The sequence below is a fragment of the Dehalococcoidales bacterium genome, from assembly GCA_041652735.1.
Classification (GTDB): Bacteria; Chloroflexota; Dehalococcoidia; order Dehalococcoidales; family RBG-16-60-22; genus RBG-13-51-18.
The window spans coordinates 95,563-120,205 of the sequence record JBAZGT010000002.1 but is presented as its reverse complement, the minus strand read 5'-3'; the positions used below and the strand labels follow the sequence as shown (position 1 = coordinate 120,205).

At 54.2% G+C, this 24,643-nt stretch carries 18 protein-coding genes and 2 tRNA genes; 10 read left to right on the top strand and 10 right to left on the bottom strand.

The window, feature by feature from the left end; all coding sequences use genetic code 11:
- The first annotated feature begins 13 nt into the window (after positions 1-13).
- The 3 genes from panD to panC all read left to right on the top strand — a co-directional run bounded on the left by panD (position 14) and on the right by panC (position 2,160).
- Positions 14-379, top strand: coding sequence for an aspartate 1-decarboxylase (gene panD, locus WC370_01315; GenBank protein MFA5308109.1), 366 nt, complete (start codon positions 14-16; stop codon positions 377-379).
- Between the two features lie 9 nt (positions 380-388).
- Positions 389-1,216, top strand: coding sequence for a 3-methyl-2-oxobutanoate hydroxymethyltransferase (gene panB / locus WC370_01310; protein ID MFA5308108.1), 828 nt, complete (start codon positions 389-391; stop codon positions 1,214-1,216).
- Positions 1,217-1,329: 113 nt separating this feature from the next.
- The gene (gene panC, locus WC370_01305) at positions 1,330-2,160 is read left to right on the top strand and encodes a pantoate--beta-alanine ligase (protein ID MFA5308107.1); all 831 of its coding nucleotides are present in this window, start codon (positions 1,330-1,332) and stop codon (positions 2,158-2,160) included.
- Here panC and WC370_01300 read toward each other — a convergent pair.
- Positions 2,147-3,394, bottom strand: coding sequence for an MFS transporter (locus tag WC370_01300; GenBank protein MFA5308106.1), 1,248 nt, complete (start codon positions 3,392-3,394; stop codon positions 2,147-2,149). The two genes, panC and WC370_01300, sit on opposite strands and share 14 nt — an antisense overlap.
- Positions 3,395-3,517: 123 nt before the next feature.
- Here WC370_01300 and WC370_01295 point away from each other — a divergent pair, with 123 nt between their 5' ends.
- From WC370_01295 to WC370_01275, 5 genes are all read left to right on the top strand, one after another.
- Entirely contained in the window at positions 3,518-3,916 is a 399-nt protein-coding gene (locus WC370_01295) for a cytidine deaminase (protein ID MFA5308105.1), read from the top strand.
- A gap of 57 nt (positions 3,917-3,973) precedes the next feature.
- Positions 3,974-4,046 (top strand) — tRNA-Phe (locus WC370_01290).
- Positions 4,047-4,245: 199 nt separating this feature from the next.
- Positions 4,246-6,138 carry a restriction endonuclease gene (locus tag WC370_01285; GenBank protein ID MFA5308104.1) on the top strand — a complete coding sequence of 631 codons (1,893 nt, stop codon included), beginning with the start codon at positions 4,246-4,248 and terminating at the stop codon, positions 6,136-6,138.
- A gap of 2 nt (positions 6,139-6,140) precedes the next feature.
- Positions 6,141-7,601, top strand: a complete 1,461-nt coding sequence (locus WC370_01280) for a glycosyltransferase family 2 protein (protein ID MFA5308103.1) — start codon at positions 6,141-6,143, stop codon at positions 7,599-7,601.
- Between the two features lie 70 nt (positions 7,602-7,671).
- Positions 7,672-7,746 (top strand) — tRNA-Gly (locus WC370_01275).
- 251 nt (positions 7,747-7,997) lie between these two features.
- Here the strand turns inward: WC370_01275 and WC370_01270 are convergent.
- Positions 7,998-8,537: a nitroreductase family protein gene (locus WC370_01270; GenBank protein MFA5308102.1), complete on the bottom strand. Its 540-nt coding sequence runs from the start codon at positions 8,535-8,537 to the stop codon at positions 7,998-8,000.
- Positions 8,538-8,710: 173 nt separating this feature from the next.
- Positions 8,711-11,209, bottom strand: coding sequence for a molybdopterin-dependent oxidoreductase (locus WC370_01265; protein ID MFA5308101.1), 2,499 nt, complete (start codon positions 11,207-11,209; stop codon positions 8,711-8,713).
- A gap of 223 nt (positions 11,210-11,432) precedes the next feature.
- Between WC370_01265 and WC370_01260 the strand changes: the two genes are divergently transcribed.
- A complete protein-coding gene (locus WC370_01260; protein MFA5308100.1) occupies positions 11,433-12,050 on the top strand; it encodes a zinc ribbon domain-containing protein in 618 nt (205 codons plus the stop codon).
- Between the two features lie 47 nt (positions 12,051-12,097).
- A complete protein-coding gene (locus WC370_01255) occupies positions 12,098-12,877 on the top strand; it encodes an exodeoxyribonuclease III (GenBank protein MFA5308099.1) in 780 nt (259 codons plus the stop codon).
- Between the two features lie 129 nt (positions 12,878-13,006).
- Here WC370_01255 and WC370_01250 read toward each other — a convergent pair whose 3' ends face one another.
- The 7 genes from WC370_01250 to WC370_01220 form a co-directional block, all read right to left on the bottom strand.
- Positions 13,007-13,654, bottom strand: a complete 648-nt coding sequence (locus WC370_01250) for an HAD-IB family phosphatase (protein ID MFA5308098.1) — start codon at positions 13,652-13,654, stop codon at positions 13,007-13,009.
- A 37-nt stretch (positions 13,655-13,691) separates the two neighbouring features.
- Positions 13,692-15,512 carry an excinuclease ABC subunit UvrC gene (gene uvrC / locus WC370_01245; GenBank protein MFA5308097.1) on the bottom strand — a complete coding sequence of 607 codons (1,821 nt, stop codon included), beginning with the start codon at positions 15,510-15,512 and terminating at the stop codon, positions 13,692-13,694.
- A 117-nt stretch (positions 15,513-15,629) separates the two neighbouring features.
- A complete protein-coding gene (locus WC370_01240) occupies positions 15,630-18,236 on the bottom strand; it encodes a trypsin-like peptidase domain-containing protein (protein ID MFA5308096.1) in 2,607 nt (868 codons plus the stop codon).
- Between the two features lie 233 nt (positions 18,237-18,469).
- Positions 18,470-19,039, bottom strand: a complete 570-nt coding sequence (locus WC370_01235; GenBank protein MFA5308095.1) for a manganese efflux pump MntP family protein — start codon at positions 19,037-19,039, stop codon at positions 18,470-18,472.
- A 69-nt stretch (positions 19,040-19,108) separates the two neighbouring features.
- The gene (locus tag WC370_01230; GenBank protein MFA5308094.1) at positions 19,109-19,795 is read right to left on the bottom strand and encodes a response regulator transcription factor; all 687 of its coding nucleotides are present in this window, start codon (positions 19,793-19,795) and stop codon (positions 19,109-19,111) included.
- Positions 19,796-19,834: 39 nt separating this feature from the next.
- Complete coding sequence (locus WC370_01225) at positions 19,835-22,729, bottom strand: diguanylate cyclase (GenBank protein MFA5308093.1); 2,895 nt, start codon at positions 22,727-22,729, stop codon at positions 19,835-19,837.
- Between the two features lie 207 nt (positions 22,730-22,936).
- Entirely contained in the window at positions 22,937-24,619 is a 1,683-nt protein-coding gene (locus tag WC370_01220) for a GH3 auxin-responsive promoter family protein (protein MFA5308092.1), read from the bottom strand.
- Positions 24,620-24,643 lie beyond the last annotated feature (24 nt).

Sequence of the window (24,643 nt, the reverse complement as noted above, 5' to 3'; positions counted from 1 at the left end):
GAGTCCAATGAGAATGATGTTAAAAAGCAAAATCCACCGGGCACGGGTTACCGATGCCAACATCAACTATGAGGGCAGCATCACCATCGACTGCAATCTCATGGACAAGGCCGATATCCTGCCCTACGAGCAGGTGCATGTACTGAACATCAACAACGGCGCCCGCTTTACCACCTACGCCATCGAGGGGCCGGCCGGAGGCGGGGATATCTGTTTGAACGGCGCCGCCGCCCGTCTCGCCGTCAAGGGCGATATCGTCATTATCCTGACCTACCAGGAGGTGCCGGAAGAAAAGCTTAAGGACTACAAGCCCAAAGTCGTCCACGTTAATGAGAAGAATGAAATCGTTACCCGGCTCGATGAAAAAGTCTTCGCTTAAGGAGGCGCTATGCGGGTTACCATCAGCCAGATAAAAGCCATGAAGCAAAAAGGTGAGAAGATATCCATGCTCACCGCCTATGATTACACCACCGCCAAGATAGTGGATGAAGCCGGCCTGCCCCTGATTCTGGTGGGCGATAGCCTGGGCATGGTGGTGCTGGGCTATGACTCTACCTTGCCGGTTACACTCGAAGTAATGATTCATCACATCAAAGCCGTCATGCGGGGCGCCAAGAACGCCCTGGTGGTGGGAGACATGCCCTTTATGACCTACCAGGCCAGTGTGGAAGATGCCATGCACAACGCCGGCCGCTTTATGCAGGAAGCCGGCTGCCAGGCCGTTAAACTGGAAGGCGGCGTTACCGTGGCAGCCACCGTTAAGAAAATGACGGACGCCGGCATCCCGGTGATGGGACATATCGGCCTGACGCCCCAGTCCATCAACCAGCTGGGCGGCCACAAGATACAGGGTAAAACGGCGGAAGCCGCCAAACGCCTCCTCGATGACGCCATCGCCCTGGACCAGGCCGGCGCTTTCGGCGTGGTGCTGGAGACCGTGCCCGCCCCCCTCGCCGCCCTGATTTCCAGAAAGATAAGTATCCCCACCATCGGCATCGGCGCCGGGGCCGGCTGTGACGGCCAGGTGCAGGTTATTCATGATATCCTCGGCTCGTTTACCGATTATGTCCCCAAGCATACCAAGCGTTACGCCACCATCGCCGATATTACCGCCAAGGCCGTGGCGCAGTACCATGCGGAAGTAAAATCCGGCGCGTTCCCTACCGAGGCGCAGAGCTTCCCGCTGGACGCCTCCGTGCTGGCCGGTCTGGAATAAATCTATTTCTACCTCCTCTACGGGAGAGGTCAGGTGAGGGTGAAATAAAGAAATTTATACCCCCCTCACTTATAACCTCTCCCCCCGGGGGAGGGGGATTTTTCAGGGGTCTTATGAAAGTCATTGAAAAGATTGCCGATATGCGCCAGGCGAGAATATCGCTCACGGGCGGCGTGGGCTTCGTGCCCACCATGGGCTATCTCCATGAAGGCCATATCTCCCTGGTACGGCAGGCCAAAGATGAAAATCAGTCGGTAGTCGTCAGTATTTTCGTGAATCCCACCCAGTTCGGCCCTAAAGAGGACTTCAAGACCTACCCGCGCGATATCAACCGCGACCTCGCCATGCTGGAGCCGCTCACGGACATCGTTTTCATGCCTTCGGAAAAAGAGATGTACCCGGAAAACTATGATACCTGGGTAGAGGTCAAGGGGATTACGGACTATCTTGAGGGGGCGGTGCGGCCGGGGCATTTCCGCGGCGTCAGCACCGTTGTTACCAAGCTTTTCAATATCGTAGCGGCCGATAAAGCCTACTTCGGCCAGAAAGACGCCCAGCAGGTAGCCGTTATCAGGAAGATGGCCACCGACCTCAACATGAACACGGAGGTGGTGGTGTGCCCTACGGTTAGGGAGCCGGACGGCCTGGCGATGAGCAGCCGCAACACCTACCTTAACACCGAGCAGCGGCAGGGCGCCGCCGTGCTTTTCCGGGCGCTGACACTGGCGCAGGGCCTTTACGCTAAAGGGGAACGCGACTCCGGCGTTATCCGGCGGGAAATGACCGGGATGATAGAAAAAGAGCCCCTGGCCGACATCGACTATATTTCCGTGGCGGATGCAGGCACGTTAAAAGAGATTCACCGCATTAAAACGCAGTCGCTGGTATCCATGGCGGTGAAATTCGGCAAAACAAGATTGATTGATAATATTAAGCTGGAATAGCTTTTTGCCGCGTTTCCTTCACCAGCACCAGCATGCATATCATCGCCAGGAAAGCCAGCCCCGCCCCCAGGTAAAACGGCGTCGCCGGGCTGACCTTATCCCACAGCCAGCCTGCCAGCACGCTCGCCGGTAAAAGCATCAGCCCCACCACCCCGTGATAGTAGCCGTAAGCGGTGCCCCTTCTTTCCGCCGGCACCAGGTCCGCCACGAAAGCGCGGGCCACCCCCTCCACTATCCCGTAATAAACGCCGTAGCAGGCGAACAGCACCCACATGGCCCAGGCATGTCCCGCTAATGCGAAGCCAAGATAGACCAGGGCATAAATCGTCCAGCCGATGATAATCAGTTTCTTACGCCCCAGTTTGTCCGAGAGCATCCCCGCCGGCACCGACGTAGCCACATAAGTTAAGTTAAATAGTACCAGCATCAGCGTTATGCCGAGCACGTCCGTGCCCAGGTTCTGCGCCCGCAGTATGACAAAAAAGTCGCTGGAGTTGCCCAGTGTGAAGATAGCCATAACGGCCAGGAAGATTTTGAATTTGGCGCTGAAGGGGGCGGCGGCTTTAGGCGCGGCGGATTCTTTGGCCGTAACATTTTTTGCCAGCCCCTTTTCATGGACTAAAGCCAGCAGCACCAGCACCCCCAGCACGGCCGGGATGATGCCGATAATTACCATCCAGCGGTAGGACTCGCGGGTCAGGAACAGGCTGCTGCCCTGGCTGACATAGATAATGATGGCGGCGGCCGCCAGGCCGATGACCGCCCCGGCGGTATCCATGGCGCGGTGGATGCCGAAGCCCTTGCCCCTTTTTTCCAGTCCCACCGAGTCCGCGATAAGAGCGTCCCGCGGCGAGGTGCGCACGCCTTTGCCTACCCTGTCTCCAAAGCGTACCGCCAGCACGCCTCCCCAGACATTGGCGAGCAGCATGAAAGGCTTGCATATCGTGGAAAAGCCGTAGCCGATTACCGCCAGCAGCTTGCGTTTTTTAAATCGGTCGCTGATGCGCCCGGAAAAAATGCGGAAAACGGCGTCGAAGCATTCGGAAAGCCCGCCGATCAGCCCTACGGCTATCGGCCCTCCGCTTAAAACGTTGACCACCACCAGCGGCACCAGCGTGAAAATCATCTCGCTGGATACGTCGGTCAGCAGGCTTACCAGCCCCAGGAAAAATATGTTGGGGTGCATGCCCCAGATTTTCTTGCGGCCGGCTTCAGGTGCTGGTTGGCTTTCCATCGCGATATATCATTACATATCGGAATATAGTTGTCAAATCGGCCACAAAACGGGGAAACGGATTATAGTTTTCCGGTATCGCTTATTGTATAATATTCCGAGTATTTTATAGGGGAGGGACTAATGACCACGATACAGGACTTGATAAAAGCCGCCCATGGCGTTACCGGCGTGTACAAGCCCAGCAAGCAGGTGGAAAGCGGTTCGGTGGGAGCGGCTCTGCTGACCAAAGACGGCAATGTCTATACCGGCGTTTGCATTGACACCGCCTCCTCCCTGGGGTTTTGCGCGGAGCACTCGGCCATCGCGGAAATGCTCAAGCACCACGAATCGGAAATCGTCATGGTGGCGGCGGTGGATACGGAAGGCCGGCCGGGCACGCCTTGCGGTCGCTGCCGGGAATTTCTGTACCAGCTCAATAAAGCCAACGAGGACACCAAAATAATCCTCGGCCCGGATAAGACCATCACCCTTAAAGAACTGCTGCCGATGCACTGGCTGGATATGTGGGGCCGGCGTTAAGTAACTTGCTCGTTTTTCTTGACTGCGTACCCAATCTAAAGTAAAATATAGCTGTTTGCCGAGGTAGCTCAGTTGGTAGAGCACTTGACTGAAAATCAAGGTGTCCCCAGTTCAACTCTGGGCCTCGGCACTTTTTATTGTCTCCTTTAACCTCCATTTCCTCCTATTTACCCTGGATATATTTTTATTCCCCCCGGCAACACCTTTTGTTAATTATATTCCGTTGGTTATTTATTTATTATTTATTATTTCCCCGGTTTTGTTTATTTTTTCTGAATCGCTCAACAGCTACAATTTAATGAGACTCTATTCGTTAAAGGTGAGTGAAAATGCGTAACGTACTCGTGCTGTCCGGCAAACCCGTGCTTAAAAACAAGGAGCTTAAAGAGCTGGCTAAAGCCGGCATCGGCGTGCAGGCGCTTACCAGAGCCGATGACAAGCTGTCCGCGGCGGCTGCGGCCAACCCGGATATTATCGTGGTGGATGAAAGCCTGCGCGGCGCCGATATCTATCACGTCTGCCGTGAACTGCGCAGTACGTCCAAAGCCATTATTATCCTTCTGGGCAATAAACCTTCCTGGGAGATGTGGGAGAAAAGCCATGACATCGGCTTTGACCGCTATTATAAAAAGCCGGTATCCCCCCGCGAGCTGGTTTCACGGCTGAAACTGGCCTTAGCCCGGCAAAGCGACGCCGCGGACGAAGCGGCCGATAATAGACCCGATAGCGCTACCGTCCCGGAAGCTCCGGCTGCGCCCGACCTCAAACCGGACGTGCGCGTCTGGCACGACCCCAAGGCCGCCGGATTAATCGGGGCATTTCTCAGCAGCAAAATAAAACAGCTGCGCCCGGAAATAAACTTCGACCTGCCGGACGGCTTTGCCTACCGTGAGGCGGACGCCGCCATGAGCACCTCCGGCAAAGATACCACCCGCCTGCTGGAATCGCTGGCGCAGGAAGGCCTGCTGCTCAAGGAAGACTTCGAGGAAATCATGGCCACCGCCGGCGGCTCTTTCAAGCTGGTGCCCCAGGAAAGGTGCCCGCACTGTGATGCCACCCAGCTTACGCGCGGCCAGCTTATCGAGCATTTCAGCTGCGGCTATATCGGCCTGGAAGAAGAGTTCATGAAAGGCCTGAGCCAGGTCTGCCCCAAGTGCAAGAAGGAACTCAAGCTTATCGGCACGGACTACCGCAAACCGGGGATGCGCTATATCTGCAATAATTGCCGCGGCATTTTCCCCACCCCGACGATCAAGTGCCGCTGTCTCAAGACGGGTGAAGTCTATCCGCTCGACGAGCTGCGCCACATCTGGCTCTACTCCTACCGCCTGAACGAAGCCTACCGGCAGCAGCTAGAATTCGAGCTTGAGCCAAAAAAGCAGCTCATGGAATACCTTGGCCTGCTGGGCTACGATGTCAAGGAGTCGGTGCAGGTGCAGGGGCGCTCCGGCGCTCCCCATACCATCGATATCCTGGCCACCTTGGACGACCAGATAACCCGTCACAATATCGCCATCGGCGCGCTGGCGGCGTCCCCGCCAAATACCGCGGTATCCATCGACATGCTCTTTGCCTTCGACAGCAAAATATACGATACCGGCATCGAAAATAAAATGGTCATCGCCGTGCCCGGCCTGACCCCGGAAGCTATCAGCTTCGCCAGGAGACAGGATATCAGGGTCTATTCTCTGGAAGAGCTACGGTCTTTCCTGTTCCAGAAAATCGTGGTCATCAAGGGGTCGGATTCGCTGGAAAACCCGGCTTTGAAACCGGGCAGCGTGCCGGGACTGGCCAAGCTCGGTCCCAAAGGCTGGCTGCGCTGGCTGCTGGAAAAGAAGGGCTACCAGGTAGATGAAAAGGTGAAGCTTACGGGGCGTTCCGGGGCGGAGCACATCCTGGAGTTTTACGCCCGCAAGGACGATGGTATCTCCAACTACCGGCTGACAGCCGCCGTTATCGCCAACGAAAGCCACCCGGAAAACGATGTCAACGAGGTCATCCGGTTCGATACCGCCGCTTATGACGCGGGCATACGCAACAAGGTGATTATCAGCGTTCACGAGCTCAGCGCCGAGGCCAAGCGCTTCGCCGAATACCAGCGGATAAAAGTTTTAGAAGCCAAAGACCTGGCGCAGTTCTTGAGCCAGTTCATGAAATATGACGTGCCAGCGGCGAACACCGGCGAAAAAAGGAACAGCGGCGCGGGTTCCCTGGTAAAGTAGACATGGTCAAGAACGGCATCATCGCGGCCCTGATACTGTGCCTGTTCGGCGTGTTTCTGGTTTTAATGCCTTCCCACCAGACGTATCTTTCTTTCATCCTGGGGGGCGCCAGCGCGCTGTTTATTATACTTCACTTTATAACCACCGCCGGGACCCGGAAAAAAGAGGCGGGCAGGGCTGCCTTCTGGATTCCGGTGGTGAGTCTTTCCTGTTTGTTCATTCTCATGCCCGCCGTCTTCGGGGCGGCACTATATTTCTGGCATGATTTGACCGTATACAGCTGGGTGCTGATTGTCAGCCTGACTTTTATGCTGTACTACAACTTCATCACCCTGCCGCTGGCGGTGTACCACAAGCACCGGGAAATAAATAGGACCAAAGAGGCCAAATATTATCCCTCGCTGACGGTGATGATTCCCGCCTATAACGAGGAGAAGGTCATCAGCCGGACGATAGAGTCCGTGCTGGAAGCCACCTATCCCGATAAGGAAATCATTATTATCGACGACGGCTCCAAAGACCGGACGGAGGAGATTGCCCGCAGCTACGCAAGCAAGGGCGTCAAGGTTATCCGGCGCCCCAACGGCGGCAAGGCTACCGCTTTAAATCACGGTCTGCTCTTCGCCCGGGGGGATATCATCGTTATTGTTGACGCGGACTGCCAGATATGCAAGAACACCCTGATAGAGCTGGTGCAGCCCTTCAGCAACCCGGAGGTAGCGGCGGTGGCCGGCAATATCAAAGTGCTCAACCGCTGCAACGCCATCACCCGGTGCCAGGCGCTGGAGTACATTACCGGCATTAACCTCTACCGCCGGGCGCTGGACGTTTTTGGGAGTGTTTCGGTCGTGCCCGGGGCGCTGGGCGCTTACCGGCGGGAAGCAATGGAAGGCACCGGCTTTTACGACTCCGATACCCTGGTGGAAGACTTCGACATCACCATGAAAGCCCTTAAGACGGGCAAGGTGGTACAGGCCAGTTCCGCCGCTATCTCTTACACGGAAGCCCCGCAGACCATAGGGGAGTTCGTCAAACAGCGGCTAAGATGGTACCGCGGCAATTTCCAGGCACTCTGGAAGCACCATGACGCCGCTTTCAATACCCGGTACGGCTTCCTGCAAAAGCTGTCTTTCCCCTACATGGTGGTGTCCATGACTTTCCTGCCGCTGGCCGGGCTGGCTTCACTGGCTGCCGCGGTTACCGTTTTGCTCAGCGGGCACGGCCTGATGCTGCTATTTACCCTGTTGTTTTTCTTCCTGCTGCAATTGATGCTTTCGGCACTGGCCATCAGCCTGGACGAGGAAGACCAGAAGCTGACGCCGTACGCGGTGTTCTTTGTCATCGGCTACAAACAGCTATGCGACTTCGTGATAATCAAGAGCCTGTTCGATGTGCTTTTCCACCGCAACCTCAAGTGGACCACGGTGCGGCGCATCGGCAGCCAGGCGCAGAGCAAGATATAGCTTACGTCCGGCATAAAGCTTGCTTTTACCATCCATTTTCGTGTAAAATTCAATGCGTAAACCGTATTAAGCGGAAGTAGTTCAGTGGTAGAATGCCTCCTTGCCAAGGAGGAAGTCGCGGGTTCGAATCCCGTCTTCCGCTCCATTTCCCCCCGCCCCATTTTCCACCAATTGTTTTTTTAATATTCTCTGTTTCTCCACGTATGAGTTGTAGGTAAATAGTTGTTTAATGTTTTATGTTAAGTTGGGAAAGGGAGAGTTTGACAGTATACAGTCGACAGTTAATAGTTGGGGAGAGGGAAGAACTCATCAAGCTTCTCCCCTGCCCTACCCATAGATAAAGACAAGGCGGAGCACCTGGATACCGGTTTGCACCGGGATGGTTGCGGTTAACGGCTAGGCGAAGAACTCGGCGGCCAGTTTCTTTTCTTTGGGCGCCGGGTCTTCCGCCGGGTGTCCGCAGATGACTGCCGCTACGATGGTGTGGGTGGACAGGATATGCAGCATCTCCATCAGTTTCTTGTCCTTCTCAATCAGCCGGGCCATGCCGATAAAGCAGGAACCCAGGTCTATGGACACGGCATAGAGCATGATGTTCTGCACCGCCAGCGCGGCGTCCGAGACCGCGAAGGGATTATCTTTAGGGGCGGTGAGGATAATGAGGAGCGGGGCGCTATAGAAAAAGCCGGGGCGGGCGCCGGGCGGGCCCTTTAAAGGCATACCCTCACTTTGCATGGCGGCGGCGATGCCGTCCGAAAGTTTCCCTATTAAAGCCTTATCGGTGATTACTTTGTATTCCAGCGGCTGGAGGTTGCGCGCCGAGGGGGCGTGTTTGGCGGCCTCCAGAATTGCAGCGACGGTGTCTTTGGATAATGCTTTGTCCTGGTAAGCGCGGATGCTTTTCCTGGCCTTGATGATTTCCATGATTGTTTTCATCTTTTCCCCTCTTTCTTCCTGTTTGAATGAGTGAACAAATAACCTTTTGATTTTTTTCAGGCTGCGCTCAGGACGGGCCTTTTTCAAAGGGTGACGCATTACCCCGGGATAATGAACGGAGAATATCCCCCCCACGCTAACTCTCTGCCGCGGAGGGGAGAGATAACTATAGTTTATGCCTCCCACTTTTCAATTTCAATCAGGCAGGAGTTGGGCGCCATGCCCGGCGCGTTTTTAGACAACATGCGGGAAGGTGTGAGCAGTGCCACGCAGCCTCCCCTATCGATGCTGCCGGCCTTACCCGGCTCCAGGGGGTCGTATTTAGCGGAGCCGTAGTAGGAATGCGCCACCCCCGGCCGCATGCGCTCCGTAACCTCGGCGATGCAGAGCACGGCAGCGCGGTCGTTGAACAGCTTGACGATGTCCCCGGTCTTGATGCCCCGCGCCGCGGCGTCCGCCGTGTTGAGACGGGCCGGGTGCCAGTAGTAGCCGTCTTTCAGGACTCGATGGCCGGGTATCTCCCCCAGCCACGTCGCATTCGCATCGTGGTGCGTGTGGAAGGTGTACCTGGGGTGGGGGGTGATAAGCTGGAGGGGGAATTTCTCCACCTCCGCCGAGTTATAGCCTTCCCAGCTGGGGATATAGCGGGGCAAAGGCGGCCGCTCTTCATCATCCGGCAGGTGCTTGGTCAGGCTTTGCGAGACGAACTCTATTTTGCCGCTGTACGTCCCCATCTCTTTGCCTTTGGGGGTATTGCGCTTGGGGTTAAATTGGTCCGGGGTATCGCATTCACGTCCCTCGTAAAACCAGCGCAGGCCGGGCGTAGCTTTATAGCTTTCCGGCAGGGGCACGACGAAGTAGCCCTTCTTTTTAAAATCTTCGAAGGAGATGTATTTTTTAAGGTCGGAATAATTGTAGACTTTCTCCACCCAGTCTTCTTCCGTATTGCCCTCGGTAAAGTCGTCCCTGACGCCGAGTCTTTCCGCCAGCTCGACGAATATCTGGTAGTCGGACTTGGACTCGAAAAGCGGCTCGATGCACTTTTGCTGATAGACGACGATGCGGTGGTTGCAGGCATTGGAGCCGTGGTGCGTGTAGCCGCCGGTATTGGCCCACTCGCCGATGTCCGGCCGCTCGAAGTTGGTGCAGGCCGGCAGGATAATGTCCGCCATATTGGTCTCCGTGCACCACCAGCAGTCCTGGTTGACCACGAACTCCAGCTTGGGGCTCTGGTACATTTTCACGTAGCGGTTGGTATCCGTCATGGTGCCCAGGTAAGAGCCGCCGTAGCGGTAGAACATCCTGACCTCGTTATAGCCGGGGGCGGGGTAGGTAAAGGGGATGAACTGCTGCTCCAGGGACTGCCCGCAGAAGGTCTCCCCCAGCCATTTTATAGGGGGATTCAGAATAGCCTCCGGCATGAGCAGGCGGTAAACGCGCTGCTTGACCGGGTTGACCGCCTGTTTTTTGGCGAAGCCGTTCAGGAAATTAGGCCCGAAGGTGCTGTAGCCGGGGAAATTAAAGTCGGCGGGATAAGGGGGGCCCATAGTGGTGCCCCAGATATTCACGCCGGGTTTGCCCAACCCCTGCATGGCCTGGAGCAGCACCATCAGGCGCGGCCACTCCGTGCCGTAAGCCTGGCGGCAGATGCCGGACTCGCCGCCGCGGGAGCCGCCGGCCAGCATGGTGCGGCTTTTAGCCCATTCGCGGGCCAGTCCTTTAATAACATGGGCGGGGACATCGCAAATCTCCGCCGCCCATTCCGGCGTGCGGGCGTCACCGAGTATGTGAGCTTTAAACTCCTCGAAACCGAGGGTGTGGGAATCCAGGTACTCTTTATCAAAGGTGCCTTCCGTCAGCCAGACATGGGCGATAGCCTCCGCCATGGCGGCATCCGTGCCGGGGCGGGGCGCGATCCATTTATCGCCGATAATGGTGGCGGTATAGTTGCAAAAGGGGTCGATGAAAATCTGCTTCTTGCCAAGCTGCCGCAGCCAGTAGCGCCACATCACCGACTCCTGCCCGCCGTAGATGCCGCGGGTGGAATCCGGGTCATTGCCCCAGTGAATCACCAGGTCGGTGTTCTTTAAAGCGTCCTCGAGCAGATCATACTGCTCCGGCATGCCCAGCCGCCAGTAAAATCCGTAGGTATGGGTGGCGCCCCAGTGCCAGCCTTCCCAGCTATCCGGGTTGTCCAGCACATCGGTAAAGCCGATCATATTGAAAAAACGCGCCCAGGTGGAGGTGCGGTAGCCCACATTTCCCCAGTTATGGTGGGAGGAGGCGCGGGACATGACCGCTTCCGGGCCATAGGCGGCACGGATTCTCTTCATTTCACCGGCCACGATGTCCAGCGCTTTGTCCCAGCTGATGCGTTTATAGCCGGACTTGCCGCGGTTTTCCGGGTGGCGCTGTCCCTGGGGATCGAAGTCTTCCCGGATGAGCGGGTATTTGAGGCGGATATCAGAGTAGATACGGGCTTTTTCCACCGAGGTAAAGGGCGAAACGCAGGCCTTGCGCAGCGGGGAAAAGCTACGGCCGGAAGCAACGATGGTCCAGGACGCGGCATCACTGTCTTTTAAAACCAGAGGGCTGATGCGAACGATTTTGTCGTCCTTAACGTGCACCAGCACCGGGCCGCCGTTGGTGAGATTGGTAAAGACTTTTTCCAAGATAAACACCTTTCTGATAAGACAAATATACGCCGGGATGATTTGGGGAGAAAAGAAAAACAGCCGGTGGCAATTATTGCCCTATTAAAAGTATAATAAAAAAACACGTTCAATATCAAACATTGCTCTTGATTTGACTTTTTATATAGTTAAGGATATGATAGTCATTTACCAAAATCACTTTCCTCGATTGCTTATTTATTAACAATGGAAGGAGTGAAAAATGACTGATTTGAAAAAATGCCCGTATTGCGCAGAAGAAATCAGGTCGGAAGCAATAAAATGCAGGTTTTGCGGAGAACGCCTGGATACGGTCACGCCGGCAATCAGTATCGAACCCGAAGATTTCAAAAAGCTTCCCTGGTTGTTTGTCGGCGCTTACGCTTTATACAGCGGCGCCAATTCACGCCTGGGCGCAGTTAAGTGCCGTATCGATGTTACAGCGATAGACCAGGAGAATAATAAATGGAAAGCGGCTTTAAAGACCGATATTATCAAGGGGAATTTTTTAGGGAAACCGACTGAGCGCTCCGAAGAAAATGATGATGTATGGTTTCCTATAGGCGAACTGGTTATCAGTTCCAAACAAATTACACGAACGGCTGAATACGAGGGCGTAGTACGTATCGGCGATGAAGTCCGTAAATGTATTGTCCAGGAGTATTCCAAAGGAATAAACACCAATCTTGTTTTCTGGGATAAAGAGATACGCTGGCCTTTGAGATTCCGGTGGATAACCCGCCAGGAAGATGAAAACTCCATAACCGATTGTGAAATATTACTGACAGAAACCAACATTCCGGTTTTAAAAAACCTGGTAAGTATGAACTCAGCCACGTAACTGTTGAATAGTATCTATAATATGTCTTGCCCGCAAACGGAGAACCGATGATACCAGAACTAAAGCTGCTTTCCTGGAACGTCAACGGCATAAGGGCGGTGAAAAACAAGGGGATATTCGGTGAGTTCCTCGGGAAAGAATCACCGGACATGCTCTGCCTCCAGGAGACCAAAGCCCGGCCGGACCAGCTGGACGCCGACCTTACCGAACCGCCGGGCTACCACGCCTACTGGGCCTACCCGGAGCGGAAGGGCTACAGCGGCGTGGCGCTTTATTCCAGGGAAGAACCGCTTAGTGTGAAGTACGACTTTAACGGGGGGGTGGATATGGAGGGGCGCGTGATCATAGCGGAATATCCGGCCTTCACCCTGTTTAACGTCTATTTTCCCAACGGCAAGCAGGGGCCGGAACGCCTTGGCTACAAGATGACATTTTATGACAAGTTCCTGGCCTGCGCCGACACCCTGAAAGCGTCCGGAAAAAAGCTGGTCATCTGCGGTGACGTGAATACGGCGCATAAAGAAATAGACCTGGCGCGCCCCAAAGAAAACGCCAGGGTTTCCGGGTTCCTGCCGGAAGAGCGGGCCTGGATAGATACCTTCGTCAGTCACGGGTACGTGGATACCTTCCGGCAGTTCCATAAAGAGCCGCAGCAGTACACCTGGTGGGACATGAAATCCGGGGCGCGGGCGCGGAACGTGGGCTGGAGAATCGACTACTTTTTTGTCAGCGAGAACCTGCTGCCATCACTAACTAACGCTTTCATCCTGCCGGGGGTAATGGGGTCCGACCACTGCCCCATCGGGATTACGCTGAAACAAGATTAGTTACAAGTGATTTTATACCATACAAGAGAAAACCGGCATCCAGTCGAACCCTGCCTGCGCTATTTACGTCAAGGTCAGCTTACGTCATCTCACCGGACTCCGATTTGCATCGGGATGGTCATCGTGTCGCTATAGTCCAAGACTTTTCAGTCCCCTGATAACCTCGTAGAAATCATTGAAAGGATAGTATTTCAGATATTCCGCCCGGCACTTTTCCAAAAGGTCGGCGGTGGCAAAGACGTGCGCGGCTTTACGGCACGGGTAGATGTCCGAGGTGCCGTTGCCGATATAGACCACCTGATAGCCTTCTTTAACCAGTCTCTCCGTATAGACTTCCTTAAAGCCGGCTTCCACCTCTTTCCCGTCCGGGCCTAAATACCTGACCTTCATGCCGTCCGGAGCAAAAATATTTTCCGCGGCGTGTATTTCCAGTCCGGAAACGCCGAGCTTCTGTAAAATAGCCTCGATGTAAAAGTTCAGGCCGTTGCTGACGATGATAGTTCGGTATTTCTTTCCCGCGCAATAATCTATAAGCTCCTTAAAGCCGGGTCGGACTATAACCCGGGGGCTATCGAGCACAAAATCCGTTAAAGTTTTTTCGTCTTCCTTGATCATACCGAAGACGACTTTATTGAAAGCGCCCACGGAGATATCACCGTGGCTGTATTCATCCAGGTACTGGCGCCAGCTGCCGTCCGCGTAGGTATCCAGCAGGTAAAAGCTAACATCATCCTCGGTGACGGTGCCATCGAAGTCTATTTGCACGGCGGTTTTCATCTACGGGTACACTCCTTATTACATTTGGCCGTTTTAGCTAAAGATGTTCCTTGACCTTCTCCGCCTGGACGCGGGTCATGCCGGCGGCGGCCACGATTTCCTCCACCGAGGCCTCACGGATGGCCTGGATAGTGCCGAACCGGCGCAGCAAAGCGCTCTTGCGCCGGGGACCCACGCCGGGGATGCCGTCCAGCACCGATGTAAACGTTTTCTTCCGGTGCAGGCTGGTATGATAGGTTATGGCGAAGCGGTGCGCCTCGTCACGGAGCCGCTGTAAAAGCTGCAAGCCGGGCGATGATTTGGACAATACCACCGGCAGCTTGCGGCGGGGCAGGAATATCTCTTCATGCTCCTTGGCCAGGCCGATGACGGGAACGGTCGTGCCGGTCTCGGACATAGCCGCCAGGGCGGCGTTAAGCTGCCCCTTGCCCCCGTCTATCAGGACGAGGTCGGGCCGGATAGCCCAGGTATCCTCTGCCGTACCGCTAACGATGTGTTTAAAGCGCCGCCGGAGCACTTCCTGGAGCATAGCATAGTCGTTCGCGCCCTCCACCGTTTTTATCTTAAAGCGCCGGTAATGCGCCGGCTTCGGTTTGCCTTTCTCGAAAACGACCATGCTGCCCACGGCGGAAGCACCCTGGATATTGGAAATATCATAGGCTTCCAGGCGCTGCGGCGGGCCGCTCAGCTTTAGTTCGCGCGCTATTTCCGCCAGCGCCGCATCCTGGGACTTCCCGGCGGTGATTTCTTTCAGTTTGAGCTGTTCCAGTCCCTGCCGGGCGTTCTCCGCGGCGATATCTACCAGCTGTTTTTTCAGGCCGCGGCGCGGCGTTTCGATATGCACCGCCCCGCCCCTTTTTCCCTTCAGCCATTCCTCGATGACCTCCCCGTCCTCCACGCCGTACTGGAGCAGCAGCAGTGGCGGAATCTGCGGGCTGGACGAATAAAACTGCTGGATAAAGCCGGTCATGATTTGCTGCGGCTCTTCCTGCCGCGCGCCCTGCATCATAAAGCTTTCCCGCCCGGTCAGCTTGTTGTCCCGCACGAACAGCACCTGCACGTATGCGTGGTCGCCGTCCTGGACGAAAGCGATGACGTCCTCCTCGCCGCGGATAACGGCGGCCACTTTTTCCCCTTCGATTACCTCCTGCATCGCCTGTATCTGGTCGCGGATGCGGGCGGCCCTTTCATAATCCATGTTATCGGCATAAAGTCCCATTTTTTCCTTGAGCACGCGGATGACGTTGTCCCGTTTGCCCTCCAGAAAGAGGGTAACCTCTTTGATGACCTGGCCGTACTCCTCCGGGGTAACGCTGCCGGTACAGGGCGCCAGGCAATGCCCCAGGTGGTATTCCAGGCACGGCCGGGATACTTTGCCGGTGAGGTCTTTGGCGCAAAAGCGCAGGGGGAAGATTCTCTTGAGGATGCGCAGCGTGTTTTTGACCGAGCCGGAATTGGAAAATGGCCCGAAGTAACGCCCCCCGTCATTCTCATAGCGGCGGGTGACATAGACGCGGGGGAAGCTTTCGCGGGTATCTATCTTGAGGTAAGGGAAGGTCTTATCATCCTTGAGCATCACGTTATAGCGCGGCCGGTACTGCTTGATGAAGTTAAGCTCCATGATCAGAGCTTCCTTCTCCGAGCTGGCGATGTAAAAATCAATATCGGCAATCTGTGCTACCATGCTTTGAATCTTGGGGGTATGATTGCGGTTGGACTGGAAATAAGAACGCACGCGGTGATGCAGGTTGATAGCTTTGCCCACATAGATAATATTCCGGGCGGCGTCCCGCATGAGGTAAACGCCGGGGCGGTGGGGCAAACGCTTGAGCTGCTCCTGAATCAGACCGCTGACCAAGTTAATACCTCGCCTGTCATACAGCCTAATTCTAGCATAGGCGATACCGGGAGCAAAGAGACTGCCGTGCGGCCCGGTTAAAGCCGCCCGGCTTCATTCCATATACTGTAAAAAGTACTAATATAAGATAGTTTCCCCCGCTTGCAGCCTGGGGATATAGGTGTTGATGGTGTTTACGGAAATGGTAAACCCTATGCCTTCAATACCGATCCCATACATTTTGGCGGTTACTATACCGACCACCCGACCGCGCATATCGAGCATCGGCCCGCCGCTATTGCCCGGGTTTACCGCGGAGTCAGTCTGCACCCAGGTGATGTTGCGCCCGCCGTCAAAATCCATTGACGAAACGATGCCGCTGGTAACGGTCAGTTTGGTACTGAACAAAGGATAGCCAAGCACGACCACCTGCTGTCCCAGGCTGGCGCCGCTGAAATCACTTATCTCCAGGTAAGCCAGCCCGGAGGCCGATATTTTCAGCAAAGCCAGGTCACGCATCAGGTCCCGGCCGATGACCGTCCCGTTGTATTTAGTGCCGTCTTGCAGGTACACGCTGATGGTCTGGGCATTGCTAACCACGTGGTTACTGGTCAGCAGCAGGCCGTTGGGGCTGATGAGAAAGCCGGAACCGGAGCCCAGGTTGGTCTCTATTCTTACCACCGCGTCCCCCACCAGCGCCGTTATTTTCTGGGCCGTCATCGGCTGATAATCGGCGGTAAGCGGGATGCTGATGGATAATTCAGAGACCGCCACCCCCGCCTTGCGGGGCATATATACAGGGGCATAATCCAAGGCTTGATTATGGGTAAGTTGAGTGATGTTGCTGCCATCAGCGTTGGCGATGGAAATTTCCGATTGATTGTCATCCTGCCAGGAGTGGAAAACTATTTTGCTCCCATCCGGTGACCAATAAGGGTAGCAACAGCTGTAGTTGACGTACGTTACCTGTGTGACCTGGGTCCCGTCAATATTTACGGTAAACAGCTCCCACTGATTATTTACTATTGATTGGTAGATGATTTTCTGTCCATCGGGAGACCAGCGTGCATTAGCATCAAAAACATTGTTGTTAGTTATACGCCGTAACCCGGTACCATTGATATTTTCGACGTAAATCTCCCAATTGCCGTCACGGTATGATTCGAAAGCTATCATAGTGCCGTCCGGCGACCAACTGGGAGAGATGTCCCAATCTATATGGTCCGTCAATTTGGTAACATTACTGCCGTCTACATCCATTACATATATATCCGGTTGATCATATCCTCCCAGCACATTTTCAAACACGGTATAAGCAATTTTTGTGCCATCCGGCGACCAGGCGGGTTCATATGCCTCTTGTCCAGATGTCAGCGGGAAAGCCCATTTCCCGTCATCATTGATAACGTTGATGCCACCTGATTCATCGGCGTAGGCAATAAGACTCCCTCCGGGTGATACGCCGGGATAGCTTGAATCAACGTGAGATGTGGTGATTCTTTTCTGGTTATTCCCGCTGATGTCCATGATATATATGTCAAAGACTCCATCATCATTACCGGCGTCAGACATATAAGCGATGCGGTCCGGCTCCACGGTTACGTCCACCTTCGCCGAGCGGGTGACGCCGGACAAAGCAGCTTCGGCTTTAATGGTATCCGTGTACATACCCGGCAGGGTGCCCGCGGTAAAAAGGCCGCTGCTATCTATCGCGCCGCCGCCGTTAATTACACTCCAATCCACATCCAGGCCGGAAATGCGGTTACCGTAACGGTCGGCCCCCACCGCCACGAACTGCTGCGTCATGCCTATGCCTATATCGGCGGGGTCCGGGGCAATATATATTTCGTCTAAAGCCCCCGCCGTAACGATAACCCCGGTGGCGGCGGTGCGGGTGATATTGCCCTGGGTTACCTCTACCTCTACAGCGTTTTCATACTCACCGGTTATTTCCCCGGCTTTCAGGCTGGTGCCGGATACGATGGAACCCGCTTCTGCATCAGCGACATTCCAGGATATTTCCACATTATCCAGAACGTTGCCGTATTTATCCACCGCTACCGCTTCAATGCGCTGGGTTTCACCGGCCGGCAAGGAAATGGGTGAAATGGTTACCGCGTCCAGCGGGTCAGGATTGATAGTCACCGTGGCAACACCGCTGACCGTCTTGTTATTATACCCAGCGTTAACTTCTACGTCCGAATTAAAAGTACCGGCCCGGGTGCCGGCTTCAAAACTACCGTCCGCGGAGATAGTGCCCGCCGCGGCATTCCAGGTCAGGCTGGCTTCCGCGATAGGATTGCCGTAAGCGTCTTCCACCGCGGTGGTAAATTTCTGACTATCGCCGATATCCAACTGCACCGTGGCCGGGGTAATCTGTACATGGTCCAGCGGCCCGTGAGTAACGCTGATGGATAAAGTCATGACGCTGGTCTTGGGGTCTTTATCGCCCTTCATGGCCGTCAGCGTAACCGTATAGGTGCCGGCTTTTGTATATTCGTGGGTAACGGTTTCCTCCGCCTTGGTGGTAGTTGCGGAGTCGCCATCGCCGAAGTCCCAGTTGTATTTATCAACCTTGCTGAACATACCGGTCTTGGTACCGTTGGTGAACTCGACCTTCAGCAGGGCCGTGCCGCTATCGACACTGGCAGTGAAGGTTGCCTGGGCCACCCCGCAGCCGACCGTAACCAGAACCAGTGACAGGAGAAGTAAAGTAACCCCGAAAGAACTCAGCCTCTTTCTCATTTTCCCTCCTCGCATATCTTCATCCGGCTGTTAATGCGCCGGGGGTTTTCCTACGAAACAGGCATATCGGGCGATTCGGGTGTTTTAGGTAATATCAACAGCTTTTGATATTCTTGGAATTGGTACGTGAATTTTCGTTCAATTATAGTCACATAACGTAGGATTGTCAACAAAAATTCAGGGTTTCAGGCAGAAATAACTACTTGAAGACAGTGTCGATATTGAGTTTAGCTTTACAGCAGGTGTTCCAGCAAGATGCGTATGCCGATGCCGATGAGGATAATGCCGCCGATAATCTCCGCCCTTTTACCGATAAGCGCCCCCAGCTTTTTCCCCGCCAGGAAGCCCAGCAACGTAATAATGAGGGCAACCAGACCGATGGTGACGCTGGCCAGGGTAAGGTTTACTTCCAGGAAAGCGAAGCTTAGCCCCACCGCCAGCGCGTCCAGGCTGGTGGCGATGGAAAGCGTCAGCAGCAAGAGCCAGCGGGTAATATCCGTGCGGGATTCTTTACCGGCTTTTTCATGGAACGATTCCCATATCATGCGCCCGCCCACGAATAAAAGCAGACCGAAGGCCAGCCAGTGGTCGTAACTGGAAATAAAGTCGATGACGGTGCGTCCCGCCAGCCACCCGATGACCGTCATGGCGGCCTGAAAGATGCCGAAGGAGAGAGCTACCCTGAGACCCTGCCACAGCGGCAGCTCTTTCTTTCCGATGCTGGCGCTCAGCGCAACGGCAAAGCAGTCGGCGGAAAGGCCCAGAGCGATGATGACGATGGAAAGAAAGCCGGTACCGGACACGTGTCTATTATGCCATATTACCGGTCGCTTTAAAACGTCAAAGCATTAACCAGGTCTTGCGGATTATTTTCAGGATATCTTAATCAGCCCTTGCCTGATAGCCACCACCACCGCCTCAGTGCGAGCATTGGCGTTAAGCTTTCTCAAGATGGAGGTGACGTGGTTCTTAATCGTCTGCTCGCTGATACCCAGCTCCGCGGCTATCTGTTTGTTCAAATAGCCCTGGGCGATGTATTCCAGTATCTCTATTTCGCGGGGGGTGAGGGGCGAAATATAGGCTTCCGCCTCCGTCTTGGAGGTAAGCTCCTGGAACTGCTGCAATACATGTTCCGCCAGCTTGGGGCGGTTGGTCAGGCTTTCGTTAATGGGGTGCTCTCCCCGGGCAACGCGCCGGACAGTCTCGACGAGTTGCTGCTCGGTGACTTCTTTATTGAGATAGGCCACCGCTTGCGCTTTAAGCGCCAGGAAAAGCTGGTTATCATCCGGGTTGGAGGTCAGGATGACGACGCCGATATTCGGCGAGCGCTGCTTGATACGGCGCGCCAGATCCAGCCCGGCCTCGGACGGCCCGTCCAGGTCCAGCAGCGCCACGTCCGGCGGCAGATTATCAATAGCTTTGAGCACATCATTATTAACGCCGGTAGTCCCCAGCACCACAATATCGTCGGTCTCCAAAAAAATGTTCTCCAGGGCTTTTAAAAACAGCGATTGCTGGCTGATAATAAATATTTGTATTTTGCTAATATTGTTGTTCATGATTTTTTCCTCGATCCGATTTGGTCTATCTAAACCATTTTACTTCCTCGTCTGTTTTTTTGCTATCTTTATCTGCCTTTCAAAGATAGCCACGAAATGCTCGGCCATTTTCGGGTCGAACTGGGTGCCGGATTTGCGCTGTATTTCCTGTAAGGCGATTTCATGCGTTTTCACCTCAGAATATGACCTTTCCGAGGTCATGGTAGCAAAGGCATCGGCGATAGTCAGCAGGCGTGCTTCCATCGGTATCTCATCGCCTTTCAGCCCGTCCGGGTAGCCACTGCCGTCATACCATTCGTGGTGATGCAGAATAGCACCGATGCAGGGTACCAGCGGCGGGATATTCTTTACCATATCAGCGCCGACCTGCGGATGGCGCATCATCAACTGATATTCCGCCGGCGTAAGTTCTTTCAGCTTATTCAGCAACTCGCTATCCAGTGCTACTTTGCCAATGTCATGCAGGAAAGCGCAGTACTCAATTACTTTCATTTCATTAATGTCCAGGTTCAGTTCCTTGCCCAGAGCCACCGCGTAATCCTTCACCTTCTTGGAATGGCTGAGGGTATAGTAACTCCTGGAATCAACTAAATCAGAGAAGGCCCGCACAATGCCGGAGAACTTGCTGCAAAAACTGTCTTCAGTATCTTCGGGTTTATTTTCTACTTCCACCCCATCCGGCGGACCGGAGGCGTACAGGCACAGGTTGCCGCCGTTGCGTTTCGCCCGGTAAAGCGTTACATCTGCCGAGGCGATGATATCCGTGTGGCTGATGCCATCATCCGGCCAGTTGGCCAGGCCGATACTGGCGGAAACGGGGATTTTATCCGAGTTAGTCCCGGAGGCGATTTGCTTGCGCACCCTTTCCACCACCTGCATGGCGGCTTCGATGGTAGTTTGCGGGAGCAGGACGGCGAATTCATCGCCTCCGTAGCGGAAAGCGTAGTCCGACGTCCTGATGGCGGACTTGATGTTGCGGCCTACTTCCTGCAATAAACCGTCACCAGCCAGGTGGCCGTAGGTATCATTGAAGGTCTTAAAAGAGTCCAGGTCCAGAATAGCCAGCGAGAAAGAACCGCCGTAGCGCGAGTGACGGCTGATTTCACTGTCAATCATTTCATCCAGCGAGCGTCGGTTGTACAGGCCGGTCAGCTCATCGATACGCGCTTTCTTTTCTGCTTTAACATAGAGCTGCGAGTTTTCCAGCGGCATGGCCATCTGCGCCGCGAGCTGCTCCAGCAATTTGATATGACGCTGGGTGTAGCAGTTGGGCGTCTTGCTGGCCACGATGAAACTGCCGATAACCACACCCTTGGCTATCAGCGGCAGGTACGCCGTATTCCGCAAGCCCTGGGCGTAAAAATGCTCGCTGGTATTGAAACACCTTTCTTTGGCGAGGTCAGGCTCGATAAACGTTTTCTTCTGGGTGACCACCCAGCCCGTGCCGGTCCCCTCCATCGGGACTCTTTCACCTATCTGGTAGGCTGAATTTTCCGGCGAGGTCAGCGCCATGCACAGGAGATTTTCGTCTTCAATAAGCACGATGGTAGCCCAGTCCACCTCCACCACTTTCTTGAGCTCGCCGGTAAAGCTGCCGAATATTTGCTGTATATCCAGGCTCGAGGACAAGATGGCGCTGGAATTGTTGATAACCGAAAGCTCTTCTTCACGTTCTCTGAGTTGCTCTCTCAGGTATTCCTTCTCGATGCTGACCGCCACGCGGCTGGTGGCGTTCTCGACGATATTGATGTCTTCCAGGGAATACCGTCCGTTGCGTTTCCCCCCCAGCACCAGAACGGATACCAGGCGGTCGCGGCTGATGAGCGGTATGAACATGGAGATATTTCTAACTTCAATTTCTTCTCTTTCCTGGGGCCATAAACTCAAAAAGGCCGGCAGAATGTCCAGGTTTTCCCTCTGCAGCGTTTTTTGTTCTCTCTCCAGGTATTTGACGATGGGATTGTTCGACCGCAATTTAAAGTCGGCCAGCTGATTGTTCTCCTCCTTGGGCTCGGAGAACTGACACTGGTAATAGTCATTCCCGGAATCAGGGAAGAGCAGACACGCCTCCTTAAGGTTGAGGGCTTTTAATATCAGTATCAGCAGCTCGCCGCCCTGCTCCTTGAGGCTGAAGACATTGTGTATTTTGTTGGTAAACTCGTTCAGTCTCTGGTGGTAGTCATAAGCGGAGCCCTGGAAAGCCCGGCTCAATATCCTGAAAATACGGCCTCTTACCTTATAAATCAGGATGGAAATGGCAAAGCCCAGTACCGAGGCTACCACTGAAGCGACGATATCAAGGTCGAATTTGAAAATACTGTGGAGGCCGATCAGCATTAACCAGTAAAGGGTTATACCAAAAATGGAGAGGCACAGCCAGGCGGTGCCCCGGCGTATCACTATCCGGATATCCATCAACTGGTGACGGAGTACCGCGTAGCTCAATAAAAAAGCGACGATGAAGTTCCCGAAGTTGCTGATGGGGTATTCTTTGCCGTAAGGCAATAGATGGACGAGGGTAAAAAAGGCTAATACCGATATGCTGATTATCAGCGTCAAGGCCTGATTGTGTAGAACCGGGTTATCCAGCGATTTTAACATTTTGATAAACACATAAAGGTTCCGTATCACCAGCACCATTAAAGGCACGGCAATAAAAACAACGCCTATGCCGTATTGCGGATATACTTTTTCGCCTTCAGTGGTAACGCCGTCCAGAATCACACCGGAAGCGGTAAGCGCTATAATCAGTAAAAGAGAACCGTAAGCAAATATCAGCCAGCGCCGGTACTGCTTGTTAAAGAAAGAGGAAGTGAACAGATGGAACTGCACTGACATGATGACGAAGAACATTACGGTGGCTTTCCAGATTACTAGATTGGCGCCGGGGAAGATATCACCGCGGAAAAAATAGGTCAGGAGGTTCCACACCATGGCACTGATGAGGAAGATTAAAAAATAGGCGTGTCTCCTGGTCCAGGGACGCGTACCGGCGGTAGTGAAAAGAAGGGGTATATACGCGAAGGCTGTTATTAGCGGCGCCAATGCATATGCGTTCATATATGGGAATTATCAGCCCAAATGTGCATACTGTCAAGGGGTCACTAAAGTAGGAACACCAATGTAAGGGGCACTAAAGTACTAGGCTACCGGCACCGTTTCCTCGCCCTTTTTTTCCGACGTTCTTACCCCTGTTTTAGTCACGATAATGGTCTCTTCCGCTGCCGGCGCCAGCATGGCCAGCACTTTATCCGGGGGGTTGATGTGGGGCGGCTTTAGGTGGGCCAGGTCAGCGCCCTCCGCCTGTCTTTTGGCGGTGTACTCCGCGAAAGTGCCCTCCGGCAATACATTGACGTTGATTTCAAAACCAACCATGTCCATGAGGTCTTCATGGGTGGCGGAGGAGGTAAAATCATCTTCACCCTGGGTGAGGCTGTTATATATGGTAGCGGTCAGCTCATTTTCCTTTATCCGGGAACCGTTCTTAAGCTCGATGTACAGGTTGAGCGACTGCTCTCCCGGGATTTTGTAAGCGAACCAGTCCTCATACTGGATGCCGGACTTTTCCAGGGCCTGCCAGATGGATTTTTCCGTGAAACGGATAACATTGAAATCGATAATATCGGTTACCCTTCTTTCGAAGGACATCTGCGGCGTGGCAATGCCCAGCTCATTATTATGTAAAGACTCAATCCTGACCATGTCCCCCAGCCGGTACCTCACCATGGCCCCGCCGTGGAAACTGGTGATGATTATCTCGTAAGCTTCGCCGGCTTTCACTTCATTAAGCAGCAGCGTCTTCGGGATATAGGTGCGATCCATTTGCAGCTTCAGCTGCTCGTCTTCCGGTATGAACTCCAGGAAATTGAGGTTAGGAATAAAGGTCATATTTTTATAGTCCCAGGCCTGGACGGCGATAACCCCGCCCTCGGTGCAGGAATACAGGTCCAGGGGGCTTCTCCCCCAGAGCTGCTTTATTTTATTCTTGTAAACCGAGCTGTCTATGCCGCTGCCGATAATGCCTCTTATCGTCCACAGGTCTTTAGGCAGCATGGGGCGGCCGGCCAGCATGCTTTTGGCCTTGCCCCTGGCCAGCCTGAACATGGCTTTGGGGCTGCCCAGGTACGGGCGTATATCTATCTTGCCGGAGCCGTTGCGTATCTTTTCTCCCACTTTCTCCAGTACCAGGGAAAGCCCGAAGAAATAGTCCAGCCCGTCCGCCATGGCGCAGGCGAAGCCTTTCTGTATTCTTTCCTCGAAGGAAAGCGTATCCGTCTCTTCCAGGGGCGGCATATATTTTATGGGCGATTGTTTGGTGAGCATATCGGCGAAAACGCCGGAGATATAGGGCTTGCGGGCCACGGAATATAGGACTTTGATGGTCTCCGGTATGTGGGAGGTATCTCCCCAGTAGCTGGCGCAGGAAATCATCCCGATGCCGTATAGCGCCTTGCTCAGCTCCCAGGCATAATCGGCGGTGAGCGGTATCCACTTGCAGGGGTATTCCCCGGAGCGTCCGGCGCTATGCCCCCAGAGCAGTGGTTTCTCCGGCAAAATGTCTTCCCTTTTATCCAGCAGCTCCGGCGTGTAATCTTTATAGCTGGTGAGCGGCACCCGCTGCCGGAACTCCGCCACCGTCCGGGGCTTAACTCCCCGCATTATTTTATTGCCCAGAGGGCTTTTGTTCAGCAGCTCAATCTGCTGCAGCATCAGATTTTCCTGGATATCCATGAAGCTTTCCATATCCAGGCGGAGAAAGCCGCAGCACATCTGCCACAGCTCTTCATGCTTACCCTGGCGCAGTAGGTCAATTGCTTTTATCATAATTCACTCCCCTGGCCGTAACGC

Excerpts from the sequence above, each read along its gene's own strand:
- panD (MFA5308109.1), top strand. The coding sequence starts at position 14 with ATGATGTTAAAAAGCAAAATCCACCGGGCACGGGTTACCGATGCCAAC.
- panB (MFA5308108.1), top strand. The coding sequence starts at position 389 with ATGCGGGTTACCATCAGCCAGATAAAAGCCATGAAGCAAAAAGGTGAG.
- panC (MFA5308107.1), top strand. The coding sequence starts at position 1,330 with ATGAAAGTCATTGAAAAGATTGCCGATATGCGCCAGGCGAGAATATCG.
- WC370_01300 (MFA5308106.1), bottom strand. The coding sequence starts at position 3,394 with ATGGAAAGCCAACCAGCACCTGAAGCCGGCCGCAAGAAAATCTGGGGC.
- WC370_01295 (MFA5308105.1), top strand. The coding sequence starts at position 3,518 with ATGACCACGATACAGGACTTGATAAAAGCCGCCCATGGCGTTACCGGC.
- WC370_01285 (MFA5308104.1), top strand. The coding sequence starts at position 4,246 with ATGCGTAACGTACTCGTGCTGTCCGGCAAACCCGTGCTTAAAAACAAG.
- WC370_01280 (MFA5308103.1), top strand. The coding sequence starts at position 6,141 with ATGGTCAAGAACGGCATCATCGCGGCCCTGATACTGTGCCTGTTCGGC.
- WC370_01270 (MFA5308102.1), bottom strand. The coding sequence starts at position 8,537 with ATGAAAACAATCATGGAAATCATCAAGGCCAGGAAAAGCATCCGCGCT.
- WC370_01260 (MFA5308100.1), top strand. The coding sequence starts at position 11,433 with ATGACTGATTTGAAAAAATGCCCGTATTGCGCAGAAGAAATCAGGTCG.
- WC370_01255 (MFA5308099.1), top strand. The coding sequence starts at position 12,098 with ATGATACCAGAACTAAAGCTGCTTTCCTGGAACGTCAACGGCATAAGG.
- WC370_01250 (MFA5308098.1), bottom strand. The coding sequence starts at position 13,654 with ATGAAAACCGCCGTGCAAATAGACTTCGATGGCACCGTCACCGAGGAT.
- WC370_01240 (MFA5308096.1), bottom strand. The coding sequence starts at position 18,236 with ATGAGAAAGAGGCTGAGTTCTTTCGGGGTTACTTTACTTCTCCTGTCA.
- WC370_01230 (MFA5308094.1), bottom strand. The coding sequence starts at position 19,795 with ATGAACAACAATATTAGCAAAATACAAATATTTATTATCAGCCAGCAA.
- WC370_01225 (MFA5308093.1), bottom strand. The coding sequence starts at position 22,729 with ATGGTGTGGAACCTCCTGACCTATTTTTTCCGCGGTGATATCTTCCCC.
- WC370_01220 (MFA5308092.1), bottom strand. The coding sequence starts at position 24,619 with ATGATAAAAGCAATTGACCTACTGCGCCAGGGTAAGCATGAAGAGCTG.